Annotated in this window: 26 protein-coding genes and 1 tRNA gene; 12 read left to right on the forward strand and 15 right to left on the reverse strand. The window is 73.8% G+C overall.

Translation table 11 applies throughout. From position 1 onward, the window contains the following. Nucleotides 1-10: 10 nt before the first annotated feature. The 3 genes from ABD268_RS04465 to ABD268_RS04475 all read right to left on the reverse strand — a co-directional run bounded on the left by ABD268_RS04465 (nucleotide 11) and on the right by ABD268_RS04475 (nucleotide 3658). Entirely contained in the window at nucleotides 11-1264 is a 1254-nt protein-coding gene (locus ABD268_RS04465) for a YncE family protein (protein WP_344148212.1), read from the reverse strand. 106 nt (nucleotides 1265-1370) lie between these two features. Further along, the gene (locus ABD268_RS04470) at nucleotides 1371-2783 is read right to left on the reverse strand and encodes a VWA domain-containing protein (RefSeq protein WP_344148215.1); all 1413 of its coding nucleotides are present in this window, start codon (nucleotides 2781-2783) and stop codon (nucleotides 1371-1373) included. 2 nt (nucleotides 2784-2785) lie between these two features. Then, nucleotides 2786-3658, reverse strand: a complete 873-nt coding sequence (locus ABD268_RS04475) for an AAA family ATPase (RefSeq protein WP_344148217.1) — start codon at nucleotides 3656-3658, stop codon at nucleotides 2786-2788. Nucleotides 3659-3728: 70 nt separating this feature from the next. Between ABD268_RS04475 and ABD268_RS04480 the strand changes: the two genes are divergently transcribed. Together ABD268_RS04480 and ABD268_RS04485 are read left to right on the forward strand one after the other, a co-directional pair. Continuing rightward, nucleotides 3729-5261, forward strand: coding sequence for a hypothetical protein (locus ABD268_RS04480; protein ID WP_344148218.1), 1533 nt, complete (start codon nucleotides 3729-3731; stop codon nucleotides 5259-5261). A gap of 113 nt (nucleotides 5262-5374) precedes the next feature. Beyond that, complete coding sequence (locus tag ABD268_RS04485; protein WP_344148221.1) at nucleotides 5375-5686, forward strand: hypothetical protein; 312 nt, start codon at nucleotides 5375-5377, stop codon at nucleotides 5684-5686. Between the two features lie 15 nt (nucleotides 5687-5701). Here the strand turns inward: ABD268_RS04485 and ABD268_RS04490 are convergent, their stop codons facing one another. Beyond that, nucleotides 5702-6466 carry a crotonase/enoyl-CoA hydratase family protein gene (locus tag ABD268_RS04490; RefSeq protein ID WP_344148224.1) on the reverse strand — a complete coding sequence of 255 codons (765 nt, stop codon included), beginning with the start codon at nucleotides 6464-6466 and terminating at the stop codon, nucleotides 5702-5704. 294 nt (nucleotides 6467-6760) lie between these two features. On the opposite strand from ABD268_RS04490, the gene ABD268_RS04495 reads away from it, so the two are divergent. From ABD268_RS04495 to ABD268_RS04530, 8 genes are all read left to right on the forward strand, one after another. Next, a complete protein-coding gene (locus tag ABD268_RS04495) occupies nucleotides 6761-7672 on the forward strand; it encodes an ABC transporter ATP-binding protein (RefSeq protein WP_344148227.1) in 912 nt (303 codons plus the stop codon). Continuing rightward, nucleotides 7657-8505, forward strand: a complete 849-nt coding sequence (locus ABD268_RS04500; protein WP_344148230.1) for an ABC transporter permease subunit — start codon at nucleotides 7657-7659, stop codon at nucleotides 8503-8505. Before ABD268_RS04495 ends, ABD268_RS04500 begins: the two co-directional genes overlap by 16 nt. A gap of 28 nt (nucleotides 8506-8533) precedes the next feature. Continuing rightward, the gene (locus ABD268_RS04505; protein WP_344148233.1) at nucleotides 8534-8749 is read left to right on the forward strand and encodes a DUF1918 domain-containing protein; all 216 of its coding nucleotides are present in this window, start codon (nucleotides 8534-8536) and stop codon (nucleotides 8747-8749) included. Continuing rightward, on the forward strand, nucleotides 8712-11273 hold the full coding sequence (locus tag ABD268_RS04510) for a cation-translocating P-type ATPase (RefSeq protein ID WP_344148236.1): 2562 nt from the start codon (nucleotides 8712-8714) through the stop codon (nucleotides 11271-11273). Before ABD268_RS04505 ends, ABD268_RS04510 begins: the two co-directional genes overlap by 38 nt. Nucleotides 11274-11671: 398 nt before the next feature. Beyond that, the gene (locus tag ABD268_RS04515; RefSeq protein ID WP_344148239.1) at nucleotides 11672-13039 is read left to right on the forward strand and encodes an HNH endonuclease signature motif containing protein; all 1368 of its coding nucleotides are present in this window, start codon (nucleotides 11672-11674) and stop codon (nucleotides 13037-13039) included. A 149-nt stretch (nucleotides 13040-13188) separates the two neighbouring features. Then, a complete protein-coding gene (locus ABD268_RS04520) occupies nucleotides 13189-13863 on the forward strand; it encodes a GAP family protein (RefSeq protein WP_344148242.1) in 675 nt (224 codons plus the stop codon). A gap of 142 nt (nucleotides 13864-14005) precedes the next feature. Beyond that, on the forward strand, nucleotides 14006-15151 hold the full coding sequence (locus tag ABD268_RS04525) for an alkaline phosphatase family protein (protein WP_344148244.1): 1146 nt from the start codon (nucleotides 14006-14008) through the stop codon (nucleotides 15149-15151). Continuing rightward, nucleotides 15148-16425: an alkaline phosphatase family protein gene (locus ABD268_RS04530; protein WP_344148247.1), complete on the forward strand. Its 1278-nt coding sequence runs from the start codon at nucleotides 15148-15150 to the stop codon at nucleotides 16423-16425. Before ABD268_RS04525 ends, ABD268_RS04530 begins: the two co-directional genes overlap by 4 nt. Nucleotides 16426-16429: 4 nt before the next feature. Here ABD268_RS04530 and ABD268_RS04535 read toward each other — a convergent pair whose 3' ends face one another. The 8 genes from ABD268_RS04535 to ABD268_RS04570 form a co-directional block, all read right to left on the reverse strand. Beyond that, on the reverse strand, nucleotides 16430-16699 hold the full coding sequence (locus ABD268_RS04535) for a DUF1876 domain-containing protein (protein WP_344148249.1): 270 nt from the start codon (nucleotides 16697-16699) through the stop codon (nucleotides 16430-16432). Between the two features lie 81 nt (nucleotides 16700-16780). Next, a complete protein-coding gene (locus ABD268_RS04540) occupies nucleotides 16781-17560 on the reverse strand; it encodes an MBL fold metallo-hydrolase (RefSeq protein ID WP_344148252.1) in 780 nt (259 codons plus the stop codon). A gap of 108 nt (nucleotides 17561-17668) precedes the next feature. Next, a complete protein-coding gene (locus ABD268_RS04545; RefSeq protein WP_344148255.1) occupies nucleotides 17669-19021 on the reverse strand; it encodes a matrixin family metalloprotease in 1353 nt (450 codons plus the stop codon). A 267-nt stretch (nucleotides 19022-19288) separates the two neighbouring features. Then, a tRNA-Ser gene (locus ABD268_RS04550) sits at nucleotides 19289-19378 on the reverse strand. Between the two features lie 61 nt (nucleotides 19379-19439). Then, a complete protein-coding gene (locus ABD268_RS04555; RefSeq protein ID WP_344148258.1) occupies nucleotides 19440-20507 on the reverse strand; it encodes a PLP-dependent cysteine synthase family protein in 1068 nt (355 codons plus the stop codon). Nucleotides 20508-20532: 25 nt separating this feature from the next. After that, complete coding sequence (locus tag ABD268_RS04560) at nucleotides 20533-21132, reverse strand: LutC/YkgG family protein (protein WP_344148261.1); 600 nt, start codon at nucleotides 21130-21132, stop codon at nucleotides 20533-20535. Next, complete coding sequence (locus ABD268_RS04565) at nucleotides 21129-22646, reverse strand: LutB/LldF family L-lactate oxidation iron-sulfur protein (RefSeq protein WP_344148264.1); 1518 nt, start codon at nucleotides 22644-22646, stop codon at nucleotides 21129-21131. The genes ABD268_RS04560 and ABD268_RS04565 overlap by 4 nt, the downstream gene beginning before the upstream one ends. Further along, on the reverse strand, nucleotides 22643-23380 hold the full coding sequence (locus tag ABD268_RS04570; RefSeq protein WP_425573677.1) for a (Fe-S)-binding protein: 738 nt from the start codon (nucleotides 23378-23380) through the stop codon (nucleotides 22643-22645). The genes ABD268_RS04565 and ABD268_RS04570 overlap by 4 nt, the downstream gene beginning before the upstream one ends. 123 nt (nucleotides 23381-23503) lie before the next feature. Between ABD268_RS04570 and ABD268_RS04575 the strand changes: the two genes are divergently transcribed. Further along, nucleotides 23504-23716 (forward strand): PLD nuclease N-terminal domain-containing protein, encoded by a 213-nt coding sequence (locus ABD268_RS04575; protein ID WP_344148269.1) that lies wholly within the window; start codon nucleotides 23504-23506, stop codon nucleotides 23714-23716. Nucleotides 23717-23830: 114 nt separating this feature from the next. On the opposite strand, the gene ABD268_RS04580 is transcribed toward ABD268_RS04575, so the two are convergent. Continuing rightward, nucleotides 23831-24628 (reverse strand): aldo/keto reductase, encoded by a 798-nt coding sequence (locus ABD268_RS04580; RefSeq protein WP_344148272.1) that lies wholly within the window; start codon nucleotides 24626-24628, stop codon nucleotides 23831-23833. A gap of 77 nt (nucleotides 24629-24705) precedes the next feature. Next, the gene (locus ABD268_RS04585; RefSeq protein WP_344148275.1) at nucleotides 24706-25377 is read right to left on the reverse strand and encodes a hypothetical protein; all 672 of its coding nucleotides are present in this window, start codon (nucleotides 25375-25377) and stop codon (nucleotides 24706-24708) included. A 69-nt stretch (nucleotides 25378-25446) separates the two neighbouring features. Here ABD268_RS04585 and ABD268_RS04590 point away from each other — a divergent pair, with 69 nt between their 5' ends. Next, nucleotides 25447-26205 (forward strand): lipoyl protein ligase domain-containing protein, encoded by a 759-nt coding sequence (locus ABD268_RS04590; RefSeq protein ID WP_344148278.1) that lies wholly within the window; start codon nucleotides 25447-25449, stop codon nucleotides 26203-26205. 20 nt (nucleotides 26206-26225) lie between these two features. Here ABD268_RS04590 and ABD268_RS04595 read toward each other — a convergent pair whose 3' ends face one another. Beyond that, complete coding sequence (locus ABD268_RS04595; protein WP_344148281.1) at nucleotides 26226-26813, reverse strand: TIGR03086 family metal-binding protein; 588 nt, start codon at nucleotides 26811-26813, stop codon at nucleotides 26226-26228. Between the last annotated feature and the right edge of the window lie 50 nt (nucleotides 26814-26863).

Here is a 26863-nt window from a genome sequence, read left to right on the forward strand (position 1 = left end):
GAGGCGACGGTCAGAGGCCGGCGACGAGCGAGCGGGCGACGTACCCGTTCCGCACCCGCTGCGGGTGGTCGCCGACCCGGACGCTCTGCACGATCCGCCCGGTGCGGTAGGAGATCTTCGAGATCTTGTCCGAGCCGCTCCACGAGATGTAGCAGCTGCGGCCGTCCCAGCTCGGCGTCACCCAGTAGGGCTTCAGCCCACCCTTCAGCAGCTTGCCGTGCTCGAAGGTGCGCGCGTCCACCACGGTGGCGTAGTCGGACATGGTCCCGGCGACGCAGATCTTCGTGCCCGCGGGGTTCATCGCGATGCCGTGGTGGGCGGAGTCGAGGAGGTACTGCTCGCGCGGGGTGTCCTTGACCAGGTTGGGCAGGTGCACGACCCGGGTGATCCGCCCGCTGGCCCGGTCCATCGCGAGGAAGCCGTGGAGGAACGAGACCTGGAAGTAGAACGTCTGCTCGTCCGGGGAGAGGGTCAGCGGCCGGACCGCGGTGCTGGTGCGCTCCATCCCCCGCTCGTCCAGCGCCTTGCGCAGGTCGTACTTGCGCAGCACCTCGAACGTGCGGGCGTCGACGATCTCCAGCCGCCGCTCCTGCTTGGTGGCGTCGGCCTCCGGCTGGTCCAGCGGGCTGTAGACCATGCCGATGCTGGCGTGCAGGATCCGACGCCCACCGTCGATGAACACGCTCTCGTGCGGCGAGCCGCCCGAGGGGAACCGGCCGAGCTCCTTGCCGTCGCGGACCCGCAGCACGTGCACCAGGTCGGCGGTCGACGCGCTCACCACGACCCGTCGGCCGTTCGGGGACATCGCCATGTGGTCGGAGCGGTAGCCCGCCACCGGGAAGCGCCACACGATCTGCTTGCTCGCCAGGCTGATCCCGACCACGTCCGCGAAGGAGGGCCGCGACACGACGAGCAGCCGGCCGTCGCGGGAGGAGTACATGTCGTCGACCAGCTGGTCGTGCCCCTCCCCGATCTCCTGCTGGATCGCCAGGAAGTACGCCAGCCGGACCGGGTCGGTGGTGATCTCCCGCATCCGCTCGTCGTAGTCGGGGACGACGTCGATGCGGCCGAGCCGCTCGAAGGATCCCGGAGCCAGGACGTCGGCGGTGCCGTCCCAGTTGTTCCCGACGAAGACCACCCGGCGTACGTCGCCCAGCGGCGCCGGGCTCTCGGTGGCGCCGGCCGGCCGCATCCCGGCGGTGCCGAGGAGCACGCCGACCACGGCGGCGAGCAGGACGCGGACGACCGCGTTGGTGCGAGGCATGGGGGACCACCTTCCGATGCAGGACCCGTGCAGCCAACGACGTCGCGGGTGGCGCGGTTACGCCCGGGGGCGCCCGGGTCGACCGGGTTGCCCGGGCCCGGGGTGGTCAGAGGATGTCGTGGACGAGCTCCCCCAGCTGGGTGAGGTTGCGGCACTCCACCATCGGCACGATCTCGCCGTAGCTCCCGGCGGCCGAGTCGCCGGTGTTCCAGTGCCGCCGGTGCTCAGGGTTGAGCCACCACGCGTGCCGCGCCGCCCCGGCGAGGTCCTTCAGCACCGGCAGCGACAGGTCGCTGTAGTTCGAGCGGGCGTCGCCCAGCACCAGCAGCGAGGACTTGGGCCCGAGCGCGTCGGGATACTGCTCGGCGAACTTCGTGAACGCGCGGCCGTAGTTGGTGCGCCCCCACAGCGCGGCGTGCGCGGTGCTCGCGGCGAGGTCGGCCATCACGTCGGCGACGTCGGCGCCCGGGCGGAAGTGGCCGGTCACCTCGTGCACCTGGTCGACGAAGGTGAACGCCCGCAGGTTCTGGAACTGGTCGCGCAGCGCGAAGACCAGCAGCAGGGTGAACTGCGCGAAGCTCGCCACCGAGCCGCTCACGTCGCAGAGCACGACCAGCTCGGTGCGGTGCGGCCGCTTCGGCTTGTGGTGGGTGACCAGCGGCACCCCGCCGGTGGAGATAGATGCCCGGACGGTACGCCGGAAGTCCAGCGGGCCCCGGCGCTTCGCGTGGTGCTCCTGGGTGAGCCGGGTGGCGAGCCGGCGCGCCAGCGGGTAGATCTCCCGGCGCATCTCCTCGAGGTCGGCCCGACGAGCCGAGGTGAAGTCGAGCCGGTCGATGCTCGGGCGGACGGCCACGTCGGCGACGTGGTCGGCGCCCTTCTCCTCGGCGATCCGGCGGCGGGCGTCGTCCTCGACCATCCGGGTGAACCCGCCGATCCGACGTCCGGCGACCCGGGCGGCCTCCTCCTCGAGCCGGCCCCCGGCCAGCAGGGACGCGACGATCCGGTCGGTCAGCTCGGCCGGGGCGACCCGCTGCAGCGCCGTGTAGGCCGACCACGACGACAGCCCCGGACCGCGGCCCGGCATCGCACCGAACCGGCCGACCATCTCGGTCGCCAGCCGCTGCAGGGCCTGCGGGTCGTCGCCGGCCAGCGCGTCGGAGAGCTCGGCCCGGAACGACGTCAGGGCGGCGGCGTTGTCCCGCACCCCGCCCGGCCCGGACTCGTCCCGCCCGGGCTCGCCCTCGTTCCCGGCGGCGGCCGCACCCTCGCCCACGAGCCGGGGGAAGTAGAGGTCGAAGAGCGTGTCGAACGTGGGACGCTGCGACTGCCGCTTGACCAGCGTCGCGGCGTACGCGTCGTGGATCGTGGCGCGCTCGTCCCACGGCAGGGCGCGCAGCGCCGCGATCGCGTCGATGTCCTCGGCCAGCGAGACCGGCAGCCCCGCGCCGCGCAGCGCCTCGAGGAAGGCGATGTGCCGGTCGACGAGGCCGCTGCGGTGATCGTGATCGAGGTCCATGGCTACGCGCGCAGCTTCAGCTCTCGGACCGCACGGTCCTGGTCGGAGGCGTGCTTGAGGACGACCCCGAGGGTCTCCGCCACCGCCTTCTCGTCGAGGTCGCCGATCTCCAGGGCGATCAGCGTGCGCGCCCAGTCGACGGACTCCGCGATCGAGGGCGCCTTCTTCAGCTCCAGCTCGCGCAGCCGGGCCACGGTCGCGACCAGCTGCTCGGCGACCCGGTCCTCGAGGCCCGGCACCTGGGAGGTGACGATCTCGCGCTCGCGCTCGGCGTCCGGGTAGTCCAGGTGCAGGTAGAGACAGCGCCGCTTCACCGCCTCCGAGAGCTCGCGGGTCGCGTTCGAGGTGAGCACCACGAAGGGGCGGCGTACGGCGGCCACCGTCCCGAGCTCGGGGATGGTGACCTGGAAGTCCGAGAGCACCTCCAGCAGCAGGCCCTCGACCTCCACGTCGGTCTTGTCCACCTCGTCCACGAGCAGCACCGTGGGCTCCTCGCGGCGGATCGCCGTGAGCAGCGGACGGGTCAGCAGGAACTCGTCGGTGAAAATGTCGTCGTGGGTCTCCGACCAGCTCCGGTCGTCGGACTGGGAGGCCTGGATGCGGAGCAACTGCTTCTTGTAGTTCCACTCGTAGAGCGCGCGGGCCTCGTCGAGGCCCTCGTAGCACTGGAGCCGGACCAGGTCCGCGCCGGTCGCCCGGGCGACCGCCTTGGCGAGCTCGGTCTTGCCGACGCCCGCGGGGCCCTCCACCAGCAGCGGCTTCTCCAACGCACCCGCGAGGTACGCCGTGGTGGCCGTGGCGGGGTCTGCGAGGTAGCCGGAGGTGGCGAGCCGGTCGACGGCGTCGGACGGGGAGGAGAACCAGGCGGGGGTCACGACCCGAGCCTAGGGACTCATCCGCGGCGAGCGATCCGGGCGTCCACGGAGCCGACCTACGGTCGAAGGCATGGGTGCTTCGCGGCACCGGCTCGGGCGGGCCCTCCAGGTTCTCGGCTCGCCGGTCTGCGTGACCGCGGCCGCCGTGGTCCTCGCGGTGGCGCTGCGGCTGCCCTTCGTCCAGCACGTCCCCTACCCGGACGAGGGAGGTCTGCTGCTCGTCGCGCAGCACTGGCACGACGGCGGGCCCCGGCTCTACGGCCACCTCTTCGTGGACCGGCCCCCGGCGCTCGTCCTGTTCTGGAAGCTGGCACTCACCCTGGGAGGCCTCGAGTCCGCCCGGTTGCTGGCCCTGCTGACGACCGCGGTGCTGGTCGTGGCCGCCGCGTGCTGCGGCCACCTGCTGGCCGGGCGCCGGGGGACGGCGTGGGCGGCCCTGGCCACCGCGGCCCTGGTCGGGAACCCGCTCCTGGGCACGGTGGAGGTCAACGGCGAGCTGCTGGGGGCGCCGCTGACGATGCTGTCCTGCCTCGCCCTGCTGGTCGTGGCGATGCGCCCGCGCCGCCACCGCGACGTCCCGCTGCTGCTGCTCGCCGGCGCGCTGGCCGCCGGGGCGCTGCTGGTGAAGCAGAACCTGGCCGACGCGTTCGTGCTCGGGGCGAGCCTCGCCCTCGCCTCGGCGGCCACCGGCGCGTGGTCCTGGGGACGCGCGACCCGGTTCCTCGGCCTCGGGGCCGTCGGCGCACTCGTGCCCCTGGCCGGCACCGCCGTGTGGGCGCAGACGCACGGCCCGGGCCTGCCGGCGCTGTGGTTCACCCTGTACCAGTTCCGTCTCGACGCCGCCGGGGTGATGGTCCGGTACTCCTCGAGCGCCAACGACCACCGGGCACTGACCCTGCTGGGCCTGACGTTCGTCACCGGCCTCGCGCTGGTCGTGCTCCCCGGGCTGTGGGTCCTGGGCCCGCGGGCGCGGCGCGGTGACCCACTGGCCCTGGCGGTGTTCGCCACGGTGGTGTTCGAGGCCCTCGCAGTGATGGGCGGTGGCGCCTACTGGTCGCACTACCTGATCGGTCTGGTCCCGGGCGTGGCGCTGGTCGCCTCCGCCGCGGCCGCCGCCGAGCGACGGCGGCCGTTCGCGGTCGTGCCCGGGCTCGTCGTCGTCCTCGCGTCGGCCCTGGTCATGACGAGCCTGCGTGCCGCGGCGGACCGACCCCCCGACCAGCACCAGAGCGCGGAGGTGGCCGCCTGGCTGAGGGACGCCGCGCGGCCGGGCGACTCCGCGCTGGTGACCTACGGGCACGCCGACGTGCTCATGGCCTCGGGGCTCACCCCTCGCTACCCGTTCCTGTGGACCCTGCCGCTGCGCACGCTCGACCCGCACCTGGACCGGCTGGTGCGCCGGCTGGACGGTCGGCACCCGCCCACCTGGGTGCTGCGGTGGAGCTACCTCGACTCGTGGGGGCTCGACCCCCGTGACCGGGTCGCCGCGGCGCTGGCCGAGCACTACCGGCTCGCCCGCACGGTCTGCGGCGTACCGGTCTACCTGCACCGCGGCGAGCCCCGGCGGCTGCCGGTGGCACCGGACGGCTGCGTACCCGGCTGACCGACCCGGCCACCGTGACCTGCGCTGCGCGGGCTCGTTGGGCGGACATGGCACCACTGTTCCGAGGCAACCGCCCCCTCACCCTGCGACACCACCTGGTCCAGGCTGCCGGCGTGACCGTCATCGGCTCCCTGGTGGCCATGGTCCTGTTGCCGAGCGGTTTCGACATCGCGGACATGGACGTCTCCGGCGACCGGCCCGCCGCGTCCTCGCTCCAGTCCCCCGCCGACGCGCACCTGGCGGCGCTGATGAAGCGCTACCGGTGCAGCACCGAGGGCTTCGGGCACTCCCAGATCCCGGGGTCGGCGATCATCCGCAGGGCCCAGGGGCGGGTCGCGGTCGTCAGCTTCGACCGCGGCTGGGAGGTCTTCCGGGACGACGGCCCCGAGTCCCTGGTCGCGGTCTGCCTGCGGCCGCCGCACTGACCGACCCCTGGACGCTCACCCGCCGAACGACCCGTGCCGCCCCTCGCCCGCGGCGAACCGGGCGGCGCCGTCGAGCGCACCGGCCGCCAGGGAGTCCAGGCCGTGCCGGTACTCCCCCATCAGCGCCTCGTGCTCGCTGCACCCCTCCTGCTCGAGGGCGGAGAGCCGGTCGTTGCGCAGGCAGGCCTGGGGGAACGCCGCGAGCGTCGCCGCCAGCGCCTCGGCCTCGGCACGCGCCGTACCGCTCGGCACCACCCGGTTCACCAGGCCGATCCGCTGGGCCTCGACGGCCTCGACCGGGCGGCCGGTGAGGATCAGGTCCAGCGCCCGGCTGGTGCCGATCAGGCGGGGCAGCCGCACCGTGCCGCCGTCGATCAGCGGGACCCCCCACCGCCGGCAGAAGACCCCGAGCACGGCGTCCTCCGCGGCGACCCTCAGGTCGCACCAGGTGGCCAGCTCGAGGCCTCCGGCGACCGCGTGCCCCTCGATCGCGGCGACCACCGGCTTGGAGAGCCGCATCCGGGTGGGTCCCATCGGGCCGTCCCCGTCCTCCGCGACCCGGTTCCCGGTCTCGCTGCCGACCGCCTTCAGGTCGGCTCCGGCACAGAACGTGCCGCCGTCGCCGTAGAGCACCGCGACCGCCTGCTCGGGGTCGGCGTCGAAGGCCCGGAAGGCGTCGGCGAGCGCCAGGGCCGTGGGCCCGTCGACCGCGTTGCGGACCTCCGGCCGGTCGAGGACGACGGTGGTGACGGGGCCGGAGCGTTCGACACGGACGGTCATCCGGCCAGCGTAGTGAGGTCACGGCGACGTGGGACGAGGAGAGCCTCATCCCGTTTGACACGGGTATTGGAGTCTCGGCCGGTCACCCCGGTCTCCCGGGGATCTGGTGCCGCACACCTGATCTGGCTCTCCTCGTCGCCCCCTCAGTCAAGCCCGGGCGCCGCCCGCGGAACAGGGGCCAAGGTCACCGGAGGCGTCGTGGCGAAGCGCACCCCGGCGCCGGGACCTTGGCCCCTGAGGTCGTTCCTCCGCGCGCTCTAGCGTCGCAGGCAGACGAGCACGAGGAGGGCCGCGATGGAGGCCGCCGTCAGGACGAGCGGGCTGCGCAAGGCGTTCCGCGCCACCGTTGCGCTGCAGGGCCTCGACCTCGTGGTGCCGACCGGAGCGGTGTTCGGCTACCTCGGGCCCAACGGCGCCGGCAAGACCACCACGATCCGGCTGATGACCGGCCTGCTGCGCCCGACGTCCGGGACCGCCGAGGTCCTCGGGCTGGACGTGGCGACCCACCCCGACGAGGTGCAGCGCCGGGTCGGGTACCTGCCCGGCCGGTTCGTCGCCTACCCCGACCTGACCGGGGCCGAGTACCTGCGCTACCTGGCCGCGCTCCGCGGCGGGGTGGACTGGTCCTGGGTCGAGCAGCTCGCCGAGCGGTTCGACCTCGACCTCGGCCGCCGGATCGGCACGCTCTCGCACGGCAACCGGCAGAAGGTGGGCCTGGTCCAGGCGTTCATGCACCGCCCCGACCTGTTGGTGCTCGACGAGCCGACCACCGGCCTCGACCCGATCATGCAGGCGGAGTTCCTGACCCTGGTGGGCGAGGTGAGCCGTGCCGGGGCGACCGTCTTCCTCTCCTCCCACATCCTCTCCGAGGTCGAGGCCGTGGCCGACACCGTTGCGATCCTGCGGGCGGGGGTCCTGGTCCGCACCGCGACGATCCCCGAGCTGCGGGCGCAGGTGGTGCGCCGCTGGGACGTGACCTTCACCGACGAGGTGCCGGTCGAGGTGCTGCGCGCCTGCGCACAGGTCGCCGAGGTCCGGGTCCGGGACCGGACGGCGCACCTGGTGCTGGCGGGGTCGGCCGAGGCGCTGCTGCGCGCGGTCGCGCCGTACGGCGTGGAGAACATCGAGACCCACGAGGCGGACCTGACCGAGGTCTTCCTCGGCTACTACCGGCACGAGGAGGAGGAGCCGTGGCCAGTCGCGTGATGCCCGCGGCCACCGCCGCCACCGAGACGCCGTTCTTCCTGCGCAGCGTCTACCTCAAGAGCCTGCGCGACCACCGCCACGGCCTGATCGGCTGGTCGGTCGGCGTCGGGCTGCTGGTCCTCACCGAGTCGCTGATCTGGCCGTCGTTCAAGGACATGCCGGACATCGAGAAGCTCTTCGAGCAGTACCCCGAGTACATGCAGCGGCTCTTCGACGTCAGCGCGATGACCAGCGGCCTGGGCTTCATCAACGCCGAGCTGTTCACGCTGCTGCTGCCCGCGCTGTTCCTGGTCTACGCGATCGGACGCGGGGCCCGGCTGGTCGCGGGCGAGGAGGAGGACGGCACCCTCGACGTCCTGCTGGTCACCCCGCTCTCGAGCACCCGGATCCTGCTGGAGAAGGCGTTCGCGCTGGTCACCAGCGTGCTGGCGCTCGGTGTCGCGCTGTACGCCGTCACGCTGGCCTGCAGCGCCGCCATCGGCATGGGCATCGGCCCGGTCGACGCGTTCAGCGGCTGCCTGTCCATGGTCCTGCTCGGCAGCGAGTTCGGCCTGGTCGCGCTGGGGGTGGGCGCGGCCACGGGGCGCAAGTCGCTGGCGGTGGCGATCCCGGCGGCGCTGGCGGTGGCGGCGTACGTGCTCTACGTGGCGGGCCTGATGGTCGAGTCCGTCGACCCGTGGCAGCACCTGTCGCCGATGGAGCAGGCCCTGGCCAGCGGCCCGCTGGGCGGCGGGCTGCCCCTGGACTTCCTCTGGCTGGCCCTCGGCTGCGTGCTCGTCACGCTGGCGAGCCTGCCCACCCTGGACCGCCGCGACATCGCGGCACCCGGCTGACCGACAACACCCGAACGACGATGAGGAGATGAGCACCATGCACGCCACCGTGGGAGACCGCCTGGTCATCCGCAGCGCCCATGTCGACGAGGCCGTCCGCGACGGCGAGATCCTCGAGGTGCACGGCGAGAACGGCGGCCCGCCGTACCTCGTGCGCTGGTCGGACAACGGCCACGAGTCGCTGACGTTCCCGGGACCTGACGCGTATGTCCAGCACTTCAGCCACAACGACTCCGACGCCTGAACCAGCCGGGCGGCCGCCCGGGGGCCTGACCTCCACCGAGGCCGCCCGGCGGCTCGCCGACGTCGGTCCCAACTCGCTGCCGCGGCCGCGCCGGGTGACCCCGGCCGGCCGCGTCCTCGCGCAGCTGCGCGACCCGATGATCCTGCTGCTGCTCGCGGCAGGGGTCGTGACCGTGCTGGTCGGCGACGCCGCGGACGCCGCGGTGATCGCCCTGGTCGTGGTGGTGAACACCGCTGTCGGCGTCACCCAGGACCTCCGCGCGGACCAGGCGATCGCCGAGCTGGACCAGCTGACCGCACCGGTGGCCGAGGTGGTCCGCGACGGCCTGCGGCTCGAGGTGCCCGCCGCCGACGTGGTGCCCGGGGACGTCGTCCGGCTGGACGCGGGCGCGATCGTCCCGGCCGACCTGCGGCTGGTCGAGGCCGCGACGCTCAGCATCGACGAGTCGGCCATGACCGGGGAGTCCCAGCCGGTCGACCGCTCCGTGGGCGAGGAGGTGCTCGCGGGCACGGTCGCCACCCGGGGCCGCGCGGTCGGCGAGGTGCTGCGCACCGGCGCCGACAGCGGGCTGGGCCGGATCGCCGGCCTGATCGGCACCGCCCGGGTGCGGGAGACGCCGCTGCAGCGCCGGCTCCGACGCCTCTCCCGCGACCTGGTCCTCGCGGTGCTGGTCATCGGCGTCGTGGTGGTCGTGCTGGGGCTGGTCCGCGGCGAGCCGCTGGTGCAGACCTCGATCCTGGCGGTGAGCCTGGCGGTGGCGGCGGTGCCGGAGTCGCTGCCCGCGGTGGTCACGATCTCCCTCGCGCTGGGGGCGCACCGGATGGCCCAGCGGCATGCACTGGTCCGGCACCTGCCGGCCGTCGAGACGCTCGGCTCGGTGACGGTGCTGGCCTCCGACAAGACCGGCACGCTCACCGAGGGGCGGATGGTCGCCGGGGCCGTCTGGGTGGCGCCCGGGCACCGGTACGACGTCTCCGGCACGGGCTATGCCCCGCACGGGGAGGTGGTGCCCGACGGGGTGGCCGGGCCCGACGGGTCGCTGGACCGGCTGCTGCGCGACGCGGCGCTCTGCAACGACGCCCGGCTGGTGGAGCCGACGGCCGACGGCGAGGCCTGGGGTGCGGCCGGGGACACCCTCGAGGCGGCGCTGCTCGCCCTCGCGGCCAAGGGCGGGGCCCGCCCCGACGAGGTGCACCGGGCCTGGCCGCGCGAGGGCGAGGTGCCCTTCGAGGCCGAGCGCGGCTGGATGGCCACCACCCACCGGGCCGCGTCCGGCGACCAGGCGCTGCGCGTCTGCAAGGGCGCACCCGAGGTCGTGCTCGACCTCGTCGCGCCCGCCGAGCCGCTGCGCGGGACCGCGGCGGCCGAGACCACCCGGCTGGCCGCGCAGGGCTTCCGGGTCATCGCGGTGGCCGACGCCGCGTCGTACGACGGGACGCCGCCGGACGACCTGCCGCTGGAGCTCGTGGGCCTGGTCGGCATCGCCGACCCGCCGCGGGAGGTCTCCCGCGACGTGATCGCGGACTGCCAGGCCGCCGGCATCGCCGTCGTGCTGGTCACCGGCGACCACCCGGTGACCGCCGACGCCATCGCGGACCGGCTCGGCATCACCGAGGAGGAGTCGACGACCGTCACCGGTCCGGAGCTGGCCGCCGGGGTCGACCCGGACTCGCTGGCCGAGACCCGGGTCTACGCGCGGATCCGGCCCGAGCAGAAGGTGCAGATCGTCCAGGCGCTGCAGGAGCGCGGCGACGTTGTGGCGATGACCGGGGACGGCGTGAACGACGCCCCGGCGCTGCGCAACGCCGACATCGGGGTCGCGATGGGCAAGGGCGGCACCGAGGTCGCCCGCCAGGCCGCCGACCTGGTGCTCGCCGACGACGACCTGCGCACCGTCGTGGTCGCCGTCGAGGAGGGGCGGCGGATCTACTCCAACATCCGCAACTTCCTGCGGTACGCCGTGTCCGGCGGCCTCGCCGAGGTCGTCGTGGTCGTCCTGGGCCCGCTGGTGGCCCTGGGCGTGCCGCTGCTGCCCGCGCAGATCCTCTGGATCAACATGCTCACCCACGGCCTGCCGGGTGTGGCGTTCGGCGCCGAGCCCGCGCAGCACTCGGCGATGCAGCGGCCGCCCCGGTCGCCGAACGAGTCGGTCCTGGGTGCCGGCCTGGCCGTCCAGATCGGCTGGGTGGGCGCCACGATCGGGGCGCTGAGCCTGCTGGCGGGCGTCGCCGCAGACGTGGGCGGCTGGGACATCCAGACCACGATCTTCCTGACGCTCGGCGCCGCCCAGCTCGCGGTGGCGATGGCGCTGCGGGCCCCGGGACCCTTCGGCGAGAAGCGGCCGCTGGACCTCGCGGTGGCCGGCGCCGCGGCGCTGCAGGTGGCCGGGGTCTACCTGCCGCCGCTGCAGAGCCTGCTCGGCACCCAGAACCTGCCGCTGCCGGCGGCGCTCACCGCGGCCGGGCTGGCGCTGGTGCCGGGCGTCGCGGTGTGGCTCCGGATGCGCGTCGAGCGCCGGGCCTGACGGCCGCTGATCCGCGCGGTGTCCTCGGTGGTCGAGCATCGCTCGGTGGTCGAGCTTGTCGAGACCACGACTTCGGTCTCGAGGCGCGCCGGCGCTGAGCTCGCTACCCCCGCCGGCGGCCGGCGGCTCGGCGGTGGTTGCGGTCTATCGCATCTACGGGGATCGGGTACGCCGTGGGTTGCGGCCGGCGCCCGGCGCACGGGTCGCCCCCGCTGGTCGAGCTTCTCTCGGTGGTCGAGCTTGTCGAGACCACGCCACCCGGATCGCCCCCGGTGGTCGAGCTTGTCGAGACCACGCCGCCCCGGGTCCGAGAAGTTTTACTTTCCGATTTCCCCAGACCCGCTCAACCACGCGGTTTTCGGGGCCGGGCTGTCGGTGCCCGATGCTTGGATTGATCCATGCTCGAGGTGGACGCGATGGGACAGCCGGTGGTGGTCGAGGACCTCGACCCCGACTGGCTCCTCGACCTGCTCGACGACGCCAAGATCGCCGCCCGGGTCGCCGAGCGATCCAAGCTCCGGCTCGCGGCGCAGTGGTGCGTGCGGCACCCCGCCACCGCCGACACCGGCGTGGCCACCTGGGCCGGCGACGCCCTCCCGGGCGTGCTCAATGCGGATGAGTCCCTCGGCGGGGAGGGCACCCCCGCGGTCTCGGCGTTCGCGCCCGAGCCGGTGGCCGCCGCGCTCGGGGTCTCCACCCTGGCCGGGATGAAGCTGATCGCCGACGCCCTCGACCTCCAGCACCGCCTCCCCCGGATCTGGCGGCTCGTCGAAGACCTGACCGTGGACCCGTGGAAGGCCCGCCAGGTCGCCCAGGCCACCCACCCCCTCTCCCGCGAGGCCGCCGGCTACGTCGACGCCCAGCTCGCCCCCCGGCTGGCCTCGTGCGGGTTCGCCGCGATCCAGACCGCGGTCGCGATGGCGATCGCCAAGTACCACCCCGAGCTGCTCGAGCAGCGCGAGAAGACCGGCAAGAAGGGGTGGCACGTCACCCTGCGCCACCCCGCCCCCGGCGACGTCGACGGCACCAGCTACCTCGACGTGGCCGGCGACACCCTCGACCTGACCGCGTTCCACGACCTGGTCTGCGACCAGGCCGCCGCCCTGAAGGCCCTCGGCGACACCGACGACCTCGAGATCCGCAAGGCCAAAGCATTGGGCGTGATCGCCGCCCAGCAGGCCACCCTCGACCTCACCGCCCTCACCGGCGACAGCGACGACGGCGTGACATGGGTCGAGCCGGTCGCGACCGTCCCGGTGCGGCGGCGGCAGACCACCCTCTACGTCCACGCCTCCCTGGCCGACCTGCTGCACCTCGACCAGGACGCGGTCGGTCAGGTCGAGAAGCTCGGCCCGGCCACCCTGGCCAGGATCCGCGACTGGCTGAACCGTTCCGAGGACGTGGTCATCCGGCCCGTGCTCGACCTGAATCGGTGCCCCGCGGTGGACGGGCACGACCCGAGCGAGGAGATCCGGCAGATCGTCATCCTCCGCGACGGCCACTGCGTCTTCCCCTGGTGCGCCGTCGACGCCCGCCACACCGACCTCGACCACATCGAGCCCTACGTCCCCCTCGACGAGGGCGGACCACCCAGGCAGACCAACCCGCACAACCTGGCCTGCCTCTGCCGGCGACACCACCGCTGCAAAACCAGCGGCCGCTGGAGATACCGACGCAGACCCGACGGCACCTACGAGTGGCACGGCCCCCACGGCCGCTCCTACCTGGTCACCCCACTCGGCACCATCCAGCTCCACAACAACTGAGCACCCACCGAGTCAGCAGGCTCCACCACCCGCACCCCGGGTGATGGAGCCTGCCGGCACGCCGCGCCTCGGGCGGTTCACTCACCCCGCTACCCGTGGCCTCGCGTTCAGCGGGGGTCCGCGGAGAGTCCGACACTTATCGTCGGAGGATGGAGCACCTCTTCGTCGTGCTCGTGCCCCTGGGTCTGGCCGCAGGGGTGAGCCCGGTCATGCTCACCGAGCAGACGGTGCTCCTGGCCGGCCCGGGCGGGGCTCGGGCCGGGTTCGCCTATGCGGCCGGCACCGCGACCGTCCTCGTGGGCGTGGTCGGCGTCGTCCTGTTCGCCGGGTACTCCCTGGCGCTGCCGAGCGCTCCCCGCCTCGACGCAGGCCTCGACCTGCTGACCGGCGGGGTGATCCTCGCGCTGGCCGCCGCCGTGGGGCTGTCGCATCCGCACCGCCGCCCCGAACGGCGGCGGCACACGCCGGGCCGCCTGACCCCACCCACGGCGTTCGCCTTCGGGCTCTTCTCCATGGCGACGAACCTGACCACGCTCGCCCTCGTCGTTGCCGCGGCCAAGGAGATCGCCGCCGAGGGACTGCCCGTGTGGGACAGCCTGCCGGCCGCTGCCGTGCTGGTCGCCCTGGCGTGCCTGCCCGCCTGGGCACCGGTGGCGCTGGACGCGGCAGCACCGACGACGGCCCACCGTCTGCTCGATCGGCTGCAGCGAGCGATCCACCGCCACGGCCGGATGCTCGTGGTCTGGCTGATCAGCGCTGCGGGGGTCTTCCTGGTGGCGCGGGGGATCGTCCGGTTGGTCGCCGACGTGGCGGCGGGCGGCTGACCCACCCGGGAGACCGGTCACGGTGACGATTCACCGTGCGTTCACGCCGCCGTGGTTTCGAGGACGAGAGCGACGGGAACCGTCTCGAGGAGCTTGGGGGGGAGCTGTCGCGCACACCGATCCCCTGAGGAGTACCTGCCGGATGCACGCCTGGAGCCTCACCCCCCACGTCGTACGCCGGGTGGCCGCGCCGCTCGCCGCCGCCACGCTCGCGGCGGTCTCGCTGACCGCCGGTCTCGTCCACGACGCCGCTCCCGCCGATGCGGCGGCCCGCAAGAAGGCAGCGGCGGCACCCGCCGTGGGCCACGTCTTCGTCGTCAACCTCGAGAACAAGGGCTACGACGAGACCTTCGGGCCGGGCTCCCCGGCGCCGTACCTCAGCACCACGCTGCGCGACCAGGGCCAGCTGCTCTCGCAGTACTACGGGACCGCCCACAACAGCCTGCCCAACTACATCGCCCAGATCAGCGGCCAGGGCCCGGACGCCCAGACCCAGGGCGACTGCCAGGTCTACTCCGACTTCGTGCAGACCGGGACCGTGGCGCCCGACCAGGCCGTCGGCAACGGGTGCGTCTACCCGTCGAGCGTGAAGACCGTCGCCGACCAGCTGGAGGCGAAGGGCCTGACCTGGCACGGCTACATGGAGGACATGGGCACCTCGTGCCGCCACCCGGAGCCGAACACCGCCGACGACACCCAGAAGGCCGAGGTCGGCGACCAGTACGCCGCCCGCCACAACCCCTTCGTCTACTTCAGGAGCATCACGTCGTCCCCGACGTGCGACCACAACGACGTGGACCTCTCCCAGCTCGCCACCGACCTGGGCTCGGTCGCCACGACGCCGAACCTGTCCTACATCACCCCGAACCTCTGCAACGACGGGCACGACAGCCCCTGCGTGGACGGTCGCCCCGGTGGCCTGGCCACCGCCGACGAGTGGCTGAAGACCTGGATCCCGAAGATCCTGGCCTCGCCCGCCTACCAGCAGGACGGCCTGCTCGTGGTCACCTTCGACGAGGCCGACACCAACAGCCCGGACGGTGCCGACGCCTGCTGCGGCGAGGGCCCCGGACCCAACGCCGCGCTGCCCGGCATCTACGGCATGGGCGGCGGGCGCACCGGCGCGGTCCTGCTGTCGCCGTTCATCACCCCCGGCACCTGGAACGACACCGGCTACAACCACTACTCGCTGCTGCGCACCATCGAGGACACCTTCGGGCTGTCCCCGCTGGGCTACGCGCAGGACGCCCGCGGCTTCGGCACCGACGTCTACGGCGCGGGCAAGTGACCCCGACGAGCCGGCGTCAGGTCCTCACCGGTGCGGCCGGGCTGGCGGGCGTGGCCGCCCTCGGTGGCCTGGAGGAGAGCGCCCAGGCGGCGAGCACCCTGCCGAAGCCGGGTTCCTCCGGGATCGACCACATCATCGTGCTGATGATGGAGAACCGGTCCTTCGACCACTACCTCGGCTGGCTCAAGGGCGCCGACGGCAAGCAGGCCGGACTGACGTACGTCGACCGCGACGGCGTCGCGCACTCGACCCACCACCTGACCGACTACCAGGGCTGCGCGCACCCGGACCCCGACCACTCCTACGAGGGCGGCCGGGTCCAGTACAACGGCGGCCGCTGCGACGGCTGGCTGCGGTCGGGCGAGAACGACGAGTTCGCGATCGGCTACTACAAGCGCGGCGACCTGGGGTTCTACGGCCAGGCGGCGCCGTACTGGACGGTCTTCGACCGCTACTTCTCCGCCACGATGGCGGAGACCTACCCGAACCGGTTCTACCAGCACAGCGCCCGCACCGACCGGATCCACAACTCCACCGACATCGCGACGATGCCGACGATCTGGGACCGGCTGGCGGACCAGGGCGTCTCCCGCGCCTACTACTACGTCGACACGCCGTTCCTGGCGCTGTACGGGCCCAAGTACCTCGACATCGCGCGCACCTGGCCGCAGTTCCTGCTCGACGCGCGGACCGGCAACCTGCCCGCGGTGTCCTTCCTGGACCCGAAGTTCCTCGACGAGGGGACGGGCAGCTCGGCCGACGACCACCCCCACGCCGACATCCGGGCAGGGCAGTCCTTCCTCAACCAGGTCTACGAGGCCGTCACCGGCGGGCCGGCCTGGGCGCGGACGGCGCTGGTCATCAACTACGACGAGTGGGGCGGTTTCTACGACCACGTCGCCCCCACGACGGCGCCCGACGCCACCCCCGAGGTCGGCACCGGGATGCGTGGCTTCCGGACCCCCGCGATGTTGATCTCGCCGCGGGCGCGGCGCGGGCACGTCGCGCACCACGTCTACGACCACGCCTCGGTCCTGAAGATGATCGAGTGGCGCTGGGGCCTCGACCCGTTGACGCCGCGCGACGCCGCCGCACGCAACCTCGCCGAGGTCCTCGACTTCTCCCGGGCACCGAACCTGACGGCGCCGCGCTGGTCGGTGCCGGCCGCCGTCAGCGCGCCCTGCGGCCCCGAGGGGAGCGCCGACTACACGGACTGGCAGAACCTCGCCGCGCTGGCGCAGGGCCAGGGCTGGCGGGTCGGCGGCACCGTGTGACCGATCAGCGGTAGAGGTGGACGTGCTCGTTCGTGACGGCGCCGATGTCCTCGGCGGCCGCGTCCAGCAGGTGGTGAGCGAGGTCCGAGAGGGCCCGCGCGGCCGCCAGCTCGTCACCGATCTCCGGGACGTTCGAGTCTGTCGGGTTCCGCCGGGCCGTGCCCTCGCCGCTCAGCTGCCCGGCCGAGCGCTCCGAGCTCAACCGCGCCTCGGCGTGCGTCCGGTCGTCCTGCTCGCCGATGAAGATCTCCACCGTCCAGGTCTTGGTGTGCATCGCTCCTCCTGTCCCCGTGTCCGTGTGTTCATCGAGCCACGCGGGTCTCGACGACGGCAGGGACGAAGGTCATCTCGGGGGTCATCCGTGCAGCTCGACCCGTTCCCCGGGGGCCGGCAGCACCGTCCGTGACGCGTCGCCGACCGCCTCGGTGAACCGCTGACCCGGCGTGACGAAGAGGTGCTGGTGCCGGCGCCGGTCGACGCGCCCCAGCCCGACCGGCCAGAACGTCCCCCAGTGCACCGGCACCGCCCAGTCGGCCCCGACCCGGTCCACCGCCTCCGCGGCCTCGACCGGGTCCATGTGGCCCGCCCCGAGCGTCGGCCCCCAGCCGCCGACGGGCGCGAGCGCCAGGTCGACGGGGTCGACGTCCCACATGTCCTCGCGCAGGCCGGTGTCGCCGGGGAACCAGAACGACCGGCCCGCGGCCGCGACCCGGAAGCCGACGGCGGTGCCGGTCGCCCGCGGCAGCGGCAGCCGACGCCCGTCGTGGGTGGCCCCGAGCACCTCGACCTCGATCGTCGTGTCCTGTGACGTCGCCAGCCGCAGGCCGGCCCCCGGCACGGCCACCACCACGTGCTCGAAGCCCAGCCGTCCGACCAGCTCCGCCGCGCCCGGGGGCGCCACGACGGTGGTGCCGCGGTCGAAGAGGCGCAGCGACGGCAGGTGGCAGTGGTCGGCGTGCGGGTGGGAGATGAGGACGACGTCGGCGACCGCCGCGCGTGGCGCCGGGGACACGGCGTACCTGCGCAGGTGGAGGAGCCGGTCCACGAGCAGCGGGTCCACCGCGACCCGTACGCCGTCGAGCTCGACGGTCGTCGAGGCGTGCCCCCACCAGGTGAAGGACAGCGACCCGGTCATGCCTCCACGGTACGAAGTCGGCGAAGCGCCCCCAGGGCACAGCGGACGGGCCCGATCCGGCCGACCGACCCGGCGGGGACCCGGCGGGATCCGGGAGCGCGCGCAGGCCTAGGAGCGGTCCGCGACCGCCACGATCGGGGCCGGCGACCTGTTGGAGCCCGGGGCGAGCCGTTTCGCCGTCACCGACGGGCTGGAGGTGAAGCAGCCCTGCCCGGCACCCACGGCGGCCAGGCCCCGCAGGTCGCCCGCGGCGTACTGGGCCTCGACGGGCTGCAGGCCCGAGACCATGATCTGCCGCCTGTCGCTGACGTGGCCGAGCCCGATGGCGTGGCCGAGCTCGTGCAGGACCAGCGAGCCCCACGTGTACCGGTGCGGTGCGTAGCCGGGGCGCAGCCGCGCCGTCGCGTCGAGGACGATGAAGCCGTAGGTGAACCCGGCGGGTCCCCCGCCCGAGGACGACCACGAGCCGCCGCCCACGCCGATGACGTTGCCGGCCAGCCACGGCACCTGCCGCGGGGCGGCCCAGGCCACCGCGAAGTCGGCGTTCCGGATCCGCGCCTGCTCGTGACCCCTGCGCAGCGGCACGAACGCGGTGCCGCCGACGTGCTCGAACCGCAGCCCGGTCGCCTGGGAGACCCGGCGCAGCCCCTCGCGGAGGTCGGCCATCCCGTGCGCGGGCATCCGGTCGCGGTTCACCCGGTAGGTGATCACGTCGCAGGGGTTCCAGCGGGGGTGGTGACGGTCGAGGGGCGTCCAGGCGGTGCCGGCGCGGGGCCGGTAGGGGCGCGCCACGGTCATGGTTCCGGTGGTCGCGCTGGTCGCGGCGCGGTCCTGGTCGGTGACCGGCGCGAGGACCCGCATCGTGGTCCGGTGCACCCACCAGGTCGGCGCGTGCACGGCGAACGACCCGTCCGTGGCGGTCCTGGCCGGACGCCCCAGCGCGGCCCAGCCGTCGTTCGTGCGCACCTGGAGCTGCACGGTCCGGCCCGGCAGGCCGGTGACCGTGCCGGTGACCAGGGCCTTCGCGCCGGCCGCCACGGTTCCCGTCGGGAAGGTGGCGGCGACCACGGTCGGCCGACGGAGCACCCGGCAGTCGAGGACCTCCGCCGCGAGCGTGGTGCCGTCGTCGGCGCCGGTCGCGACCTCGACCGCGAACTCGTGGCTGCCCGGGCCGACCGTGGGCAGCGGCAGCGTCACCACCGGCTGTTCCGGCGTGAGGTACTCCGAGGTCGACAGGTCCGCGGCGCCGGCGGTGAGCACCTCGCGCAGGTAGATCCGATGCGGACCGGTGAGGTCCGTCCCCGTCACCGTCAGCGACGCCGGGGCACCCGAGACGAGCGGGCAGACCGGCCAGGCGACCTGGACCGCCTCGTCGGCGGCGTACGCATCGCCGGTCGGCGCGAGGGCACCGGTGAGCAGGGTGAGCACACCGAGGAGCAGGAGCAGTGGACGACGCGACATGAGGTGCAACCTTCCGAGTGAGACACCGGCGCAGCGTCCAGCCCGGCTGCACCCGAGGCGGGCACGGGCGACCGCGCGAACGCGTGGTGGTCACCCGACCGGTCCGCCTCTCATCCACAGGATCGGCATCCCCGGCCGGGGTCTTGAGCCCGGGAGGCGGGCACGGCCCGCGTGGGCTCATCCACGCCCGCGACGCGGCGTACCGAAAATGACGAAGACCGGATCCAGTGCTGGATCCGGTCCTCGTCGATCTCAGTGGAGATCTCATGGCGGTGGCGGAGGGATTTGAACCCTCGGTGGGCTTGCACCCACAAACGCTTTCGAGGCGTTCTCCTTAGGCCGCTCGGACACGCCACCGCCGGAGAGAGTACCGGAGGGCCGGCGTGCCGGTGAAATCGGTCGGCGCCAGCACCTGGGATCAGGCCAGCTCGAGCAGGCGCTCCAACCGGGACCGGTGCGGGGCGAGGTCCCAGCCCTGGGCGGCGACCCAGGCGTCGTCCCAGTAGGTGCCGGTGTACCGGTCGCCGCCGTCGCAGATCAGGGTCACGATGCTGCCGGTCTCGCCGGCGTCGCGCATCCGGGTCGCGAGCTCCAGTGCCCCCACCAGGTTGGTGCCCGTGGACGCGCCCACCCGGCGGCCGATGACCCGCTCGACGAGCCGCATCCCCGCGACCGAGGCGGCGTCCTCGACCCGGAGCATCTCGTCGATGACCGTGGGCACGAACGACGGCTCCACCCGGGGGCGGCCGATCCCCTCGATGTGCGACCCGGGCGCCACCACCTCGCAGCTGCGGGTCCGCCATGCGTCGAGGAACGCCGACCCCTCGGGGTCGACCACGGCCAGCCGGGTGCCGGTCCGCCGGTAGCGGCAGTACCGGCCGATGGTCGCGCTGGTGCCGCCGGTGCCGGCACCCACGACGATCCACGCGGGCTCCGGGTGCCGCTCCAGGGCCATCTGCTCGAAGATCGAGCAGGCGATGTTGTTGTTGCCGCGCCAGTCGGTGACCACCGAGGCCCGCCCGAACTGGTCGAGGTAGTGGTAGCCCGGCTGCCCGCCGAGCCGCTCGGCCTCGGCATACATCTGGTCGGGCCGCTCGACCAGGTTGCAGCGCCCGCCGGCCCGCTCGATCAGGTCGAGCTTGGCCTGGGTGGTCCCGCGCGGCACCACCGCGACGAAATCCAGCCCCAGCATGGCGGCGAAGTAGGCCTCGGAGATCGCGGTCGAGCCGCTGGTGGCGTCGACCAGCACGGTGCCCTCGGTGATGTCGCCGTTGGCCAGCCCGTAGAGGATCAGCGACCGCGCCAGCCGGTGCTTCAGCGACCCGGTCGGGTGCACCGACTCGTCCTTGAGGTAGAGGTCGACGCCCCACGAGCCGGGCAGCGGGAAGACGTGCAGGTGCGTGTCCGCGCTGCGGTTGGTGTCCGCCTCGATGCGGCGGATCGCCTCGGTGACCCAGGTGCGGGCGGAGTCGGTCTCGAGCGGCATGGCCCGGAGCCTGCCAGACCCGGGCTCAATCCACGACGATGACGTGCAGGGCCCGCGGCCCGTGCACGCCCTCGACCCGGTCCAGCTCGATGTCGCTGGTGGCGCTGGGCCCGCTGATCCAGGTCAGCGGCCGGGACGGGTCGAGCAGCGCGACGGCGTCGGGGACGTCGGTCACGACCTGGTCGGCCCGCACGATGCAGACGTGCCGGTCGGGCACCAGCGTGATCGCCCGGCGGCCCTGACCGGGTCCGTGGTCGAGCACGATCGTGCCGGTCTCGGCGACGCCGACGCGGGCCTCGGTGACGACCGCGTCGATCCGGTCCAGCTCGGCGGCGGACAGCCCGTCGTCGACGACCGCGCCCGGCACCTCCGTGCCCAGCCCCGGCGGCACGACCACGGTCGCGCCCTCGGGGAGCGCCGCGGCCACGGTCGTGGCCAGGTCCTCGGCCGAGCACCGCTCGACGACCGCGCGGTAGTCCGCCACCCGCTCGGCGAAGTGCGCGACCAGCGCCTCGCCGGCCAGCGGGGCCCGCCGCGGCGCCGGGGGCACCTCGGCCTCCACCGACCGGTCGACGTCGGCCAGCGCGGACCGGACCCGGCCCAGGATGTCGTCGCGGGCGCTCATCGGTCACCGTCCGTGGTCTCGACAGGCTCGACCACCGAGGACCGGCCTCCGTCGGTGCGCCTCCACCAGGCGCGGAACGACTCCGCCGGTGGTGCGGGCAGGTCGCGGGCACCGGTCCAGGCGGACCCCGGCCCGGGGAGCCGTCCGGCGGCGCGCCGGCCGCCGGGCAGCGTCGTACGGCCGAACCGGCCCAGGACCCGCCCGGCCAGCCCGGAGACCCGCTCGGCGAGGGCGAGGCGGCGCGCGTCGGAGAAGGCGTACGACGTCGCCCTCATCGCCGCGGCCTCGGGCTTGGGGACCCGGTCGTCGCGGTGGCCGTCGACCACCTTCGAGCGCAGGTGCACCAGCACCTCGGGGATGTCGATGCGGACCGGGCAGACCTCGAAGCAGGCCCCGCACAGCGAGGAGGCGTAGGGCAGCGAGTCGGTCTGCGGGTCACCGGTCCCCTTGAGCAGCGGGTTGAGGATCGCGCCGATCGGACCGGGGTAGACCGACCCGTAGGCGTGCCCGCCGACCCGCTCGTAGACCGGGCAGACGTTCAGGCAGGCCGAGCAGCGGATGCAGCGCAGCGCCTGCCGGCCGACCTGGTCGGCCAACGCGCGGGTGCGCCCGTTGTCGAGGAGCACGACGTGCACCTCCTGCGGGCCGTCGCCGGGAGTGACCCCGGACCAGGTCGAGGTGTAGGGATTCATCCGCTCGCCGGTCGAGGACCGTGGCAGCAGCCGGAGCAGCGGGTCCAGCCCGGCCCACGTCGGCACGACCTTCTCGATGCCGACGACGCTGACCAGGACCTCGGGCAGGGTCAGGCACATCCGGCCGTTGCCCTCGGACTCGACGACGACCAGGGTGCCGGTCTCCGCGACCGCGAAGTTGGCGCCGGAGATGCCGACCTTGGCCCTGAGGAACTTCTCCCGGAGGTGCTGCCGCGCCGCCGCCGCCAGCACGGCCGGCTCATCGGTGAGGTCCTCGGGCGCCGCGCGTCCCGCCGCGGCCATCTTGTCGCGGAAGATCTCCCGGATCTCCGCGCGGTTGCGGTGGATGGCCGGCACCAGGATGTGGGAGGGCAGGTCCTCGCCCAGCTGCACGATCAGCTCGGCCAGGTCGGTCTCCCACGCGGAGATCCCGTGCTCGGCCAGCACCTCGTTGAGCCCGATCTCCTGGGTGGCCATCGACTTGACCTTGACCACCTCGTCGGTGCCGTGGGCCTTCGCCACCTCCGCGACGATCGCACAGGCCTCGGCGGCGTCCCGGGCCCAGTGCACGGTCGCGCCGTTCGCGGTCAGCGACGCCTCGAGCTCGACGAGGTGCCGGTCGAGGTCGCGCAGCGCGGACTCCTTGACCGCGGCCCCGCTCAGCCGCAGGTCCTCCCAGCCCTCGACCTCCCCCACCACGCGCGCCCGCTTGTCCCGGATCGTGTGGGTGGCGTGGGCCAGGTTGTGCCGCAGCTGGGTGTCGGCGAGCGCGGCGCGCGCCGCGGTGGGGAACGCCGGCATCCCGACGAACGTGCCGCTCATTCGGTCGCCGCCAGGATCTCGGCCAGGTGCATGACCCGGACGCCCGAGCGTTGTCGCGAGAGCATCCCGCCGATGTGCATCAGGCAGGAGTTGTCACCGGCGACCAGCACCTCGGCCCCGGTCTCGCGGACGTGCCGGGCCTTGTCGGCGCCCATCGCCACCGAGGTGTCGGCGTTCTTGACCGCGAAGGTGCCGCCGAAGCCGCAGCACTCCTCCGCGGCCGGCAGGTCGGTGAGCCGGATCCCCCGGACCGCCTCCAGCAGCCGGCGCGGCCGGTCCCCCACGCCGAGCAGGCGCAGCGAGTGGCACGTCGGGTGGTAGGTGACCCGGTGCGGGAAGTAGGCCCCCACGTCGGTCACCCCGAGCACGTCGACCAGGAACTCGCTGAGCTCGTACACCTTCGGCGAGGTCTCCGCCACGGCGCGCTCCAGGCCGGGGTCACCCGACCGCCGGGCCACGAGCGAGTGCTGGTGGCGGGCGGAGCCGGCGCAGGATCCGGACGGGGTCACGATCGCGTCGTACCCCGCGAACGCGTCGACGAACGTGCGCACCACGGGCACCGCCTCGTCGAGGTAGCCGGTGTTGACCATCGGCTGCGCACAGCAGGTCTGCGCCTCGGGGAACTCCACGTCCACCCCCAGCCTGCGCAGCAGCGCGACCACGGCCTTGCCGGTGTCGGGATACATCGCGTCGTTGACGCAGGTGACCGAGAGGGCGACACGCATGCGGCCCATCATCACCCGATCCTGCTCAGGACGCGACGACCGACGCCGCCCAGTCGAGATCGTCGCGCGGTTCGAAGCGCCGCAGGTCGCGCGTACACGCTCGGCTGAGGGGGCATTGCGTAACCTCCTGCCATGGCGAAGAAACGGTGGTCCGACCTCAGCACGACGCAGCAGCGCGCCATCTTCGCTGCCGGTGCGGCGGAGCTCGTGATGACGACCGTGGTGTTGCGGGACCTGGCCCGGCGTCCGTCCGCCGACGTCCGGGGACCGAAGGTCGTCTGGGTGCTCGCCTGCGTCGTGCAGCCGGTGGGGCCGATCGCCTACTTCGTCGCCGGACGGCGCTGAGGCCCTACTGTCCCGAGCCCGTGACGTCGGCCGAGAACGTGCGGGACGCGTGCGGATGCACCGACCACTGGCACGTGGCCGGGACCTGAGCCGACGCCTGACAGGTGGGTGGGCTCAGCTCCGGCCGAGGGCGTCGAGCGCGGACATGTCCTCGTCGGCCAGGGTGAAGTCGGCGACGTCGGCGTTCGACCGGATGCGGTCGGGGTCGACCGACTTCGGGATGACGACGACGCCGTGCTGGAGGTGCCAGCGGATGATGACCTGGGCCGGCGTCCGTCCGGCCCGCTCGGCGATCTCGCGGATGACGGGGTGAGCGAGGGTGCCGCCGCGCAGCGCGCTGTAGCCCTCCAGCACGACCCCCCGGGCGCGATGCCCGGCCAGCGTGTCAGCGTCGAACAACAGCGGGCTCCACTCGACCTGGTTCACCGCGGGGCGCACCTCCGTGGCCTTGGTGACCTCGTCGACGAGCGAGGTGTCGAAGTTGCTCACCCCGATCTCCCGGGCCAGGCCCGCCTCGCGGGCCTCGACGAACGCGCGCCAGATGTCGGCGTTGCCCGAACCCCCGGCCGGCCAGTGGATGAGCCACAGGTCGACGTGGTCGGTCTGCAGGAGGGCGAGGCTCTCGCGCAGCGTCTCGAGCTCCCGCCCGGCTCGGTCGGGCGGGCACTTGGTGGTGAGGAAGACGTCCTCGCGCGGGACGCCGCTCCCGGCCAGGGCGCGGCCGACCTCGCCCTCGTTCCGGTAGATGGTGGCGGTGTCGAGGTGCCGGTAGCCCGCCGCGAGCGCGGCCGACGTCGCGCGCACGGCGTCCCGGCCCCTGAGCTGCCAGGTCCCGAAGCCGAGGAGGGGCATGCGTCCGCCGTTGGTGAGACTGACGGTGGCGTCGGGGACCCGGGGAGCGGTGTCGGTCATGTGGCGATGCTAGGCGGCGTCTCCCAGACCGCCGCGGGGCTCCTCGCGGGGTTGCCGGGCTCGCTGCGGAGCACCCGTCAGCGGGGGTCGGCGGTGACCCGCTCGGCGAGGCGGACGGCGGCATGGGCCACCAGGTCGACGCTCGCCGGGTCGGCGGCGGCCCGCTCCGGCACCTGCCCGCCGAGCAGCCCGGCCGGCTGGGTCAGCCAGGACCAGGCACGCCACGGGTCCATGCGGGCGGCGAGCAGCGGCTCGAGCACCGCCACGAGCTCGGGCCGGGGCTCCCCCGCGGCGGTGAGCTGGAAGGCCGGCACGAGGGCGCGCTCGTCGGCGGTCACGACGAGCAGCCGGTGGCTCTGGGCGGCCTTGTGCACCGCGAACCGGGTGGCCTCGAGGGAGGCGCCGCGCAGCTCGGCGAGAGTCTCGTAGGTGAACCACGAGCTGGCGAGCAGCTCACCGCGCAGGCGCGCCTGCCGCGCGATCAGCACCAGCGGCACGGGCACGGCGTGCTGCGGGTCCGACCCCTCGCTGTGCAGCACCCGGTCGAGCTCCTCGAGCCGGTCGAGCGTCAACGGGGCGCCCGTGCCCGGCTCGCGCCAGGCCGCCCGGCCCTGCGCGTCCCGCTCGAAGGTGGGCAGGCCGGCCGCGGCCAGGTGCGTGGCCAGGTCGAGCTCCTCGAGCCACGAGGCCAGGCGCTCGCCGAGCTCGCCCACCTGCGCGTCGTCCTGGCCGCCGTCCACCGATGTCATGGTCCAAGCCTGCTGCACCCGCCCCCGGGACCAGGAACGGCCCCCGGCACCGTCCGTGATGATGTGCGCATGCGGTTCCTGCGTGGTGCTCTCGTCGACAGCGAGCCGGCGCTCGAGCTCGCCCTGGCCCGCGCCCTGGTCACGGAGGCCCGCGGCGGCGGGGTCGAGGAGACGCTGCGCCTCTACCGACCCGCCACGCCGGTGGTCGTGTTCGGCCGCGGCGACACCCGGCTCCCGGGCTTCCCCGCGGCCGTGGACGCGGCACGGGCCGCCGGCTTCGAGCCGGTGGTGCGCGCGACCGGCGGCAAGGCGGTGGCCTACACGTCCGCAGCCCTCGTCGTGGACCACGTGCGCCACGAGACGGGCTCGATCGGCGGGCAGGACGCGCGCTTCGGGAGGTTCGGCGAGATGTTCGTGGACCTGTTCCGGGGGTTCGGCGTGGACGCCCGGCTGGGCGCGGTGCCGGGCGAGTACTGCCCGGGCGCCCACAGCGTGAACGCGCGGGGCGTGGAGAAGCTCGTCGGGACCGCGCAGCGGATGGTGCCCGGGGCGTGGCTGTTCAGCTCGCTGGTGGTGGTCGGGGACGAGCAGAGGCTCCGGCCCGTGCTCGCGGAGGTCTACCGGTGCCTGGGCCAGGAGTTCGACTCAGGCTCGGTGGGCTCCCTGTCCCGCGAGGTCCCCGGCCTCGACGTCGACGGCGTGGGGGCCGCCGTCGTCGCGGCGTACGCCGCAGGCCGGCCCGCGAGTCCCGTGCCGGTGCCCGACGATCTCCTCGAGGCGGCCCGCGGCCTGGTCGACCAGCACCGGGTCGACCAGGTCCAGTCCTGACGATCACCCACGAGACGCGCTCACCCGGCGGACCAGTCGGGGTCGCGACCGTTGCCCGCGATGACCTCGTCCAGCAGGGACGCTCCGGCGGGGACCGGCAGGGCCGGACCGAACGCGTCACCACGCATCTGGTCCGAACCGGGCCCGGACATCATGGCGACGAACTCCTTCGACGGCGCCAGCGCCGCGTCGTCGAGGGTGAGCTGCTGGCCGCTGGCGCGGGCCACGTCCCAGCCGTGCGTCACCAGCTCGTTGGTAGCCGTGATGCCCACGGCCTGGGCGGGCGCCTCGAAGCCGGCGATCCACGTCGTACCCGACCAGGCCGCCGGGTCGGCCCAGGCGTCGACCAGCTGGTCGAGCCACCCGCCGATCTCCCCGCGCCAGTCGGCGGGCAGCAGGGAGGCGTCTCCCGGCGGCGGAGGCTCCGAGCCCGCGGCCGGCTGCTCCTTGCGCGCAGCCACCGTGAACGCCTCGGCGAGCACTCGCACGTGCTGGAGGAGGTCGCCCAGGGTGTACGCCGGGCACGGGGTCGGGTCGCTCAGCTGGTCGTCGCGCACCCCGGTCACCAGCCGGGTCATCTCGTGGGCAGCAGGTCCCAGGTCATGCATCGCAGACTCCTCACGATCGGCGGGTTCACCTCACCTACCGACCCGCCCGC

The organism is Nocardioides koreensis, assembly GCF_039531775.1.
GTDB classification, from domain to species: domain Bacteria; phylum Actinomycetota; class Actinomycetes; order Propionibacteriales; family Nocardioidaceae; genus Nocardioides; species Nocardioides koreensis.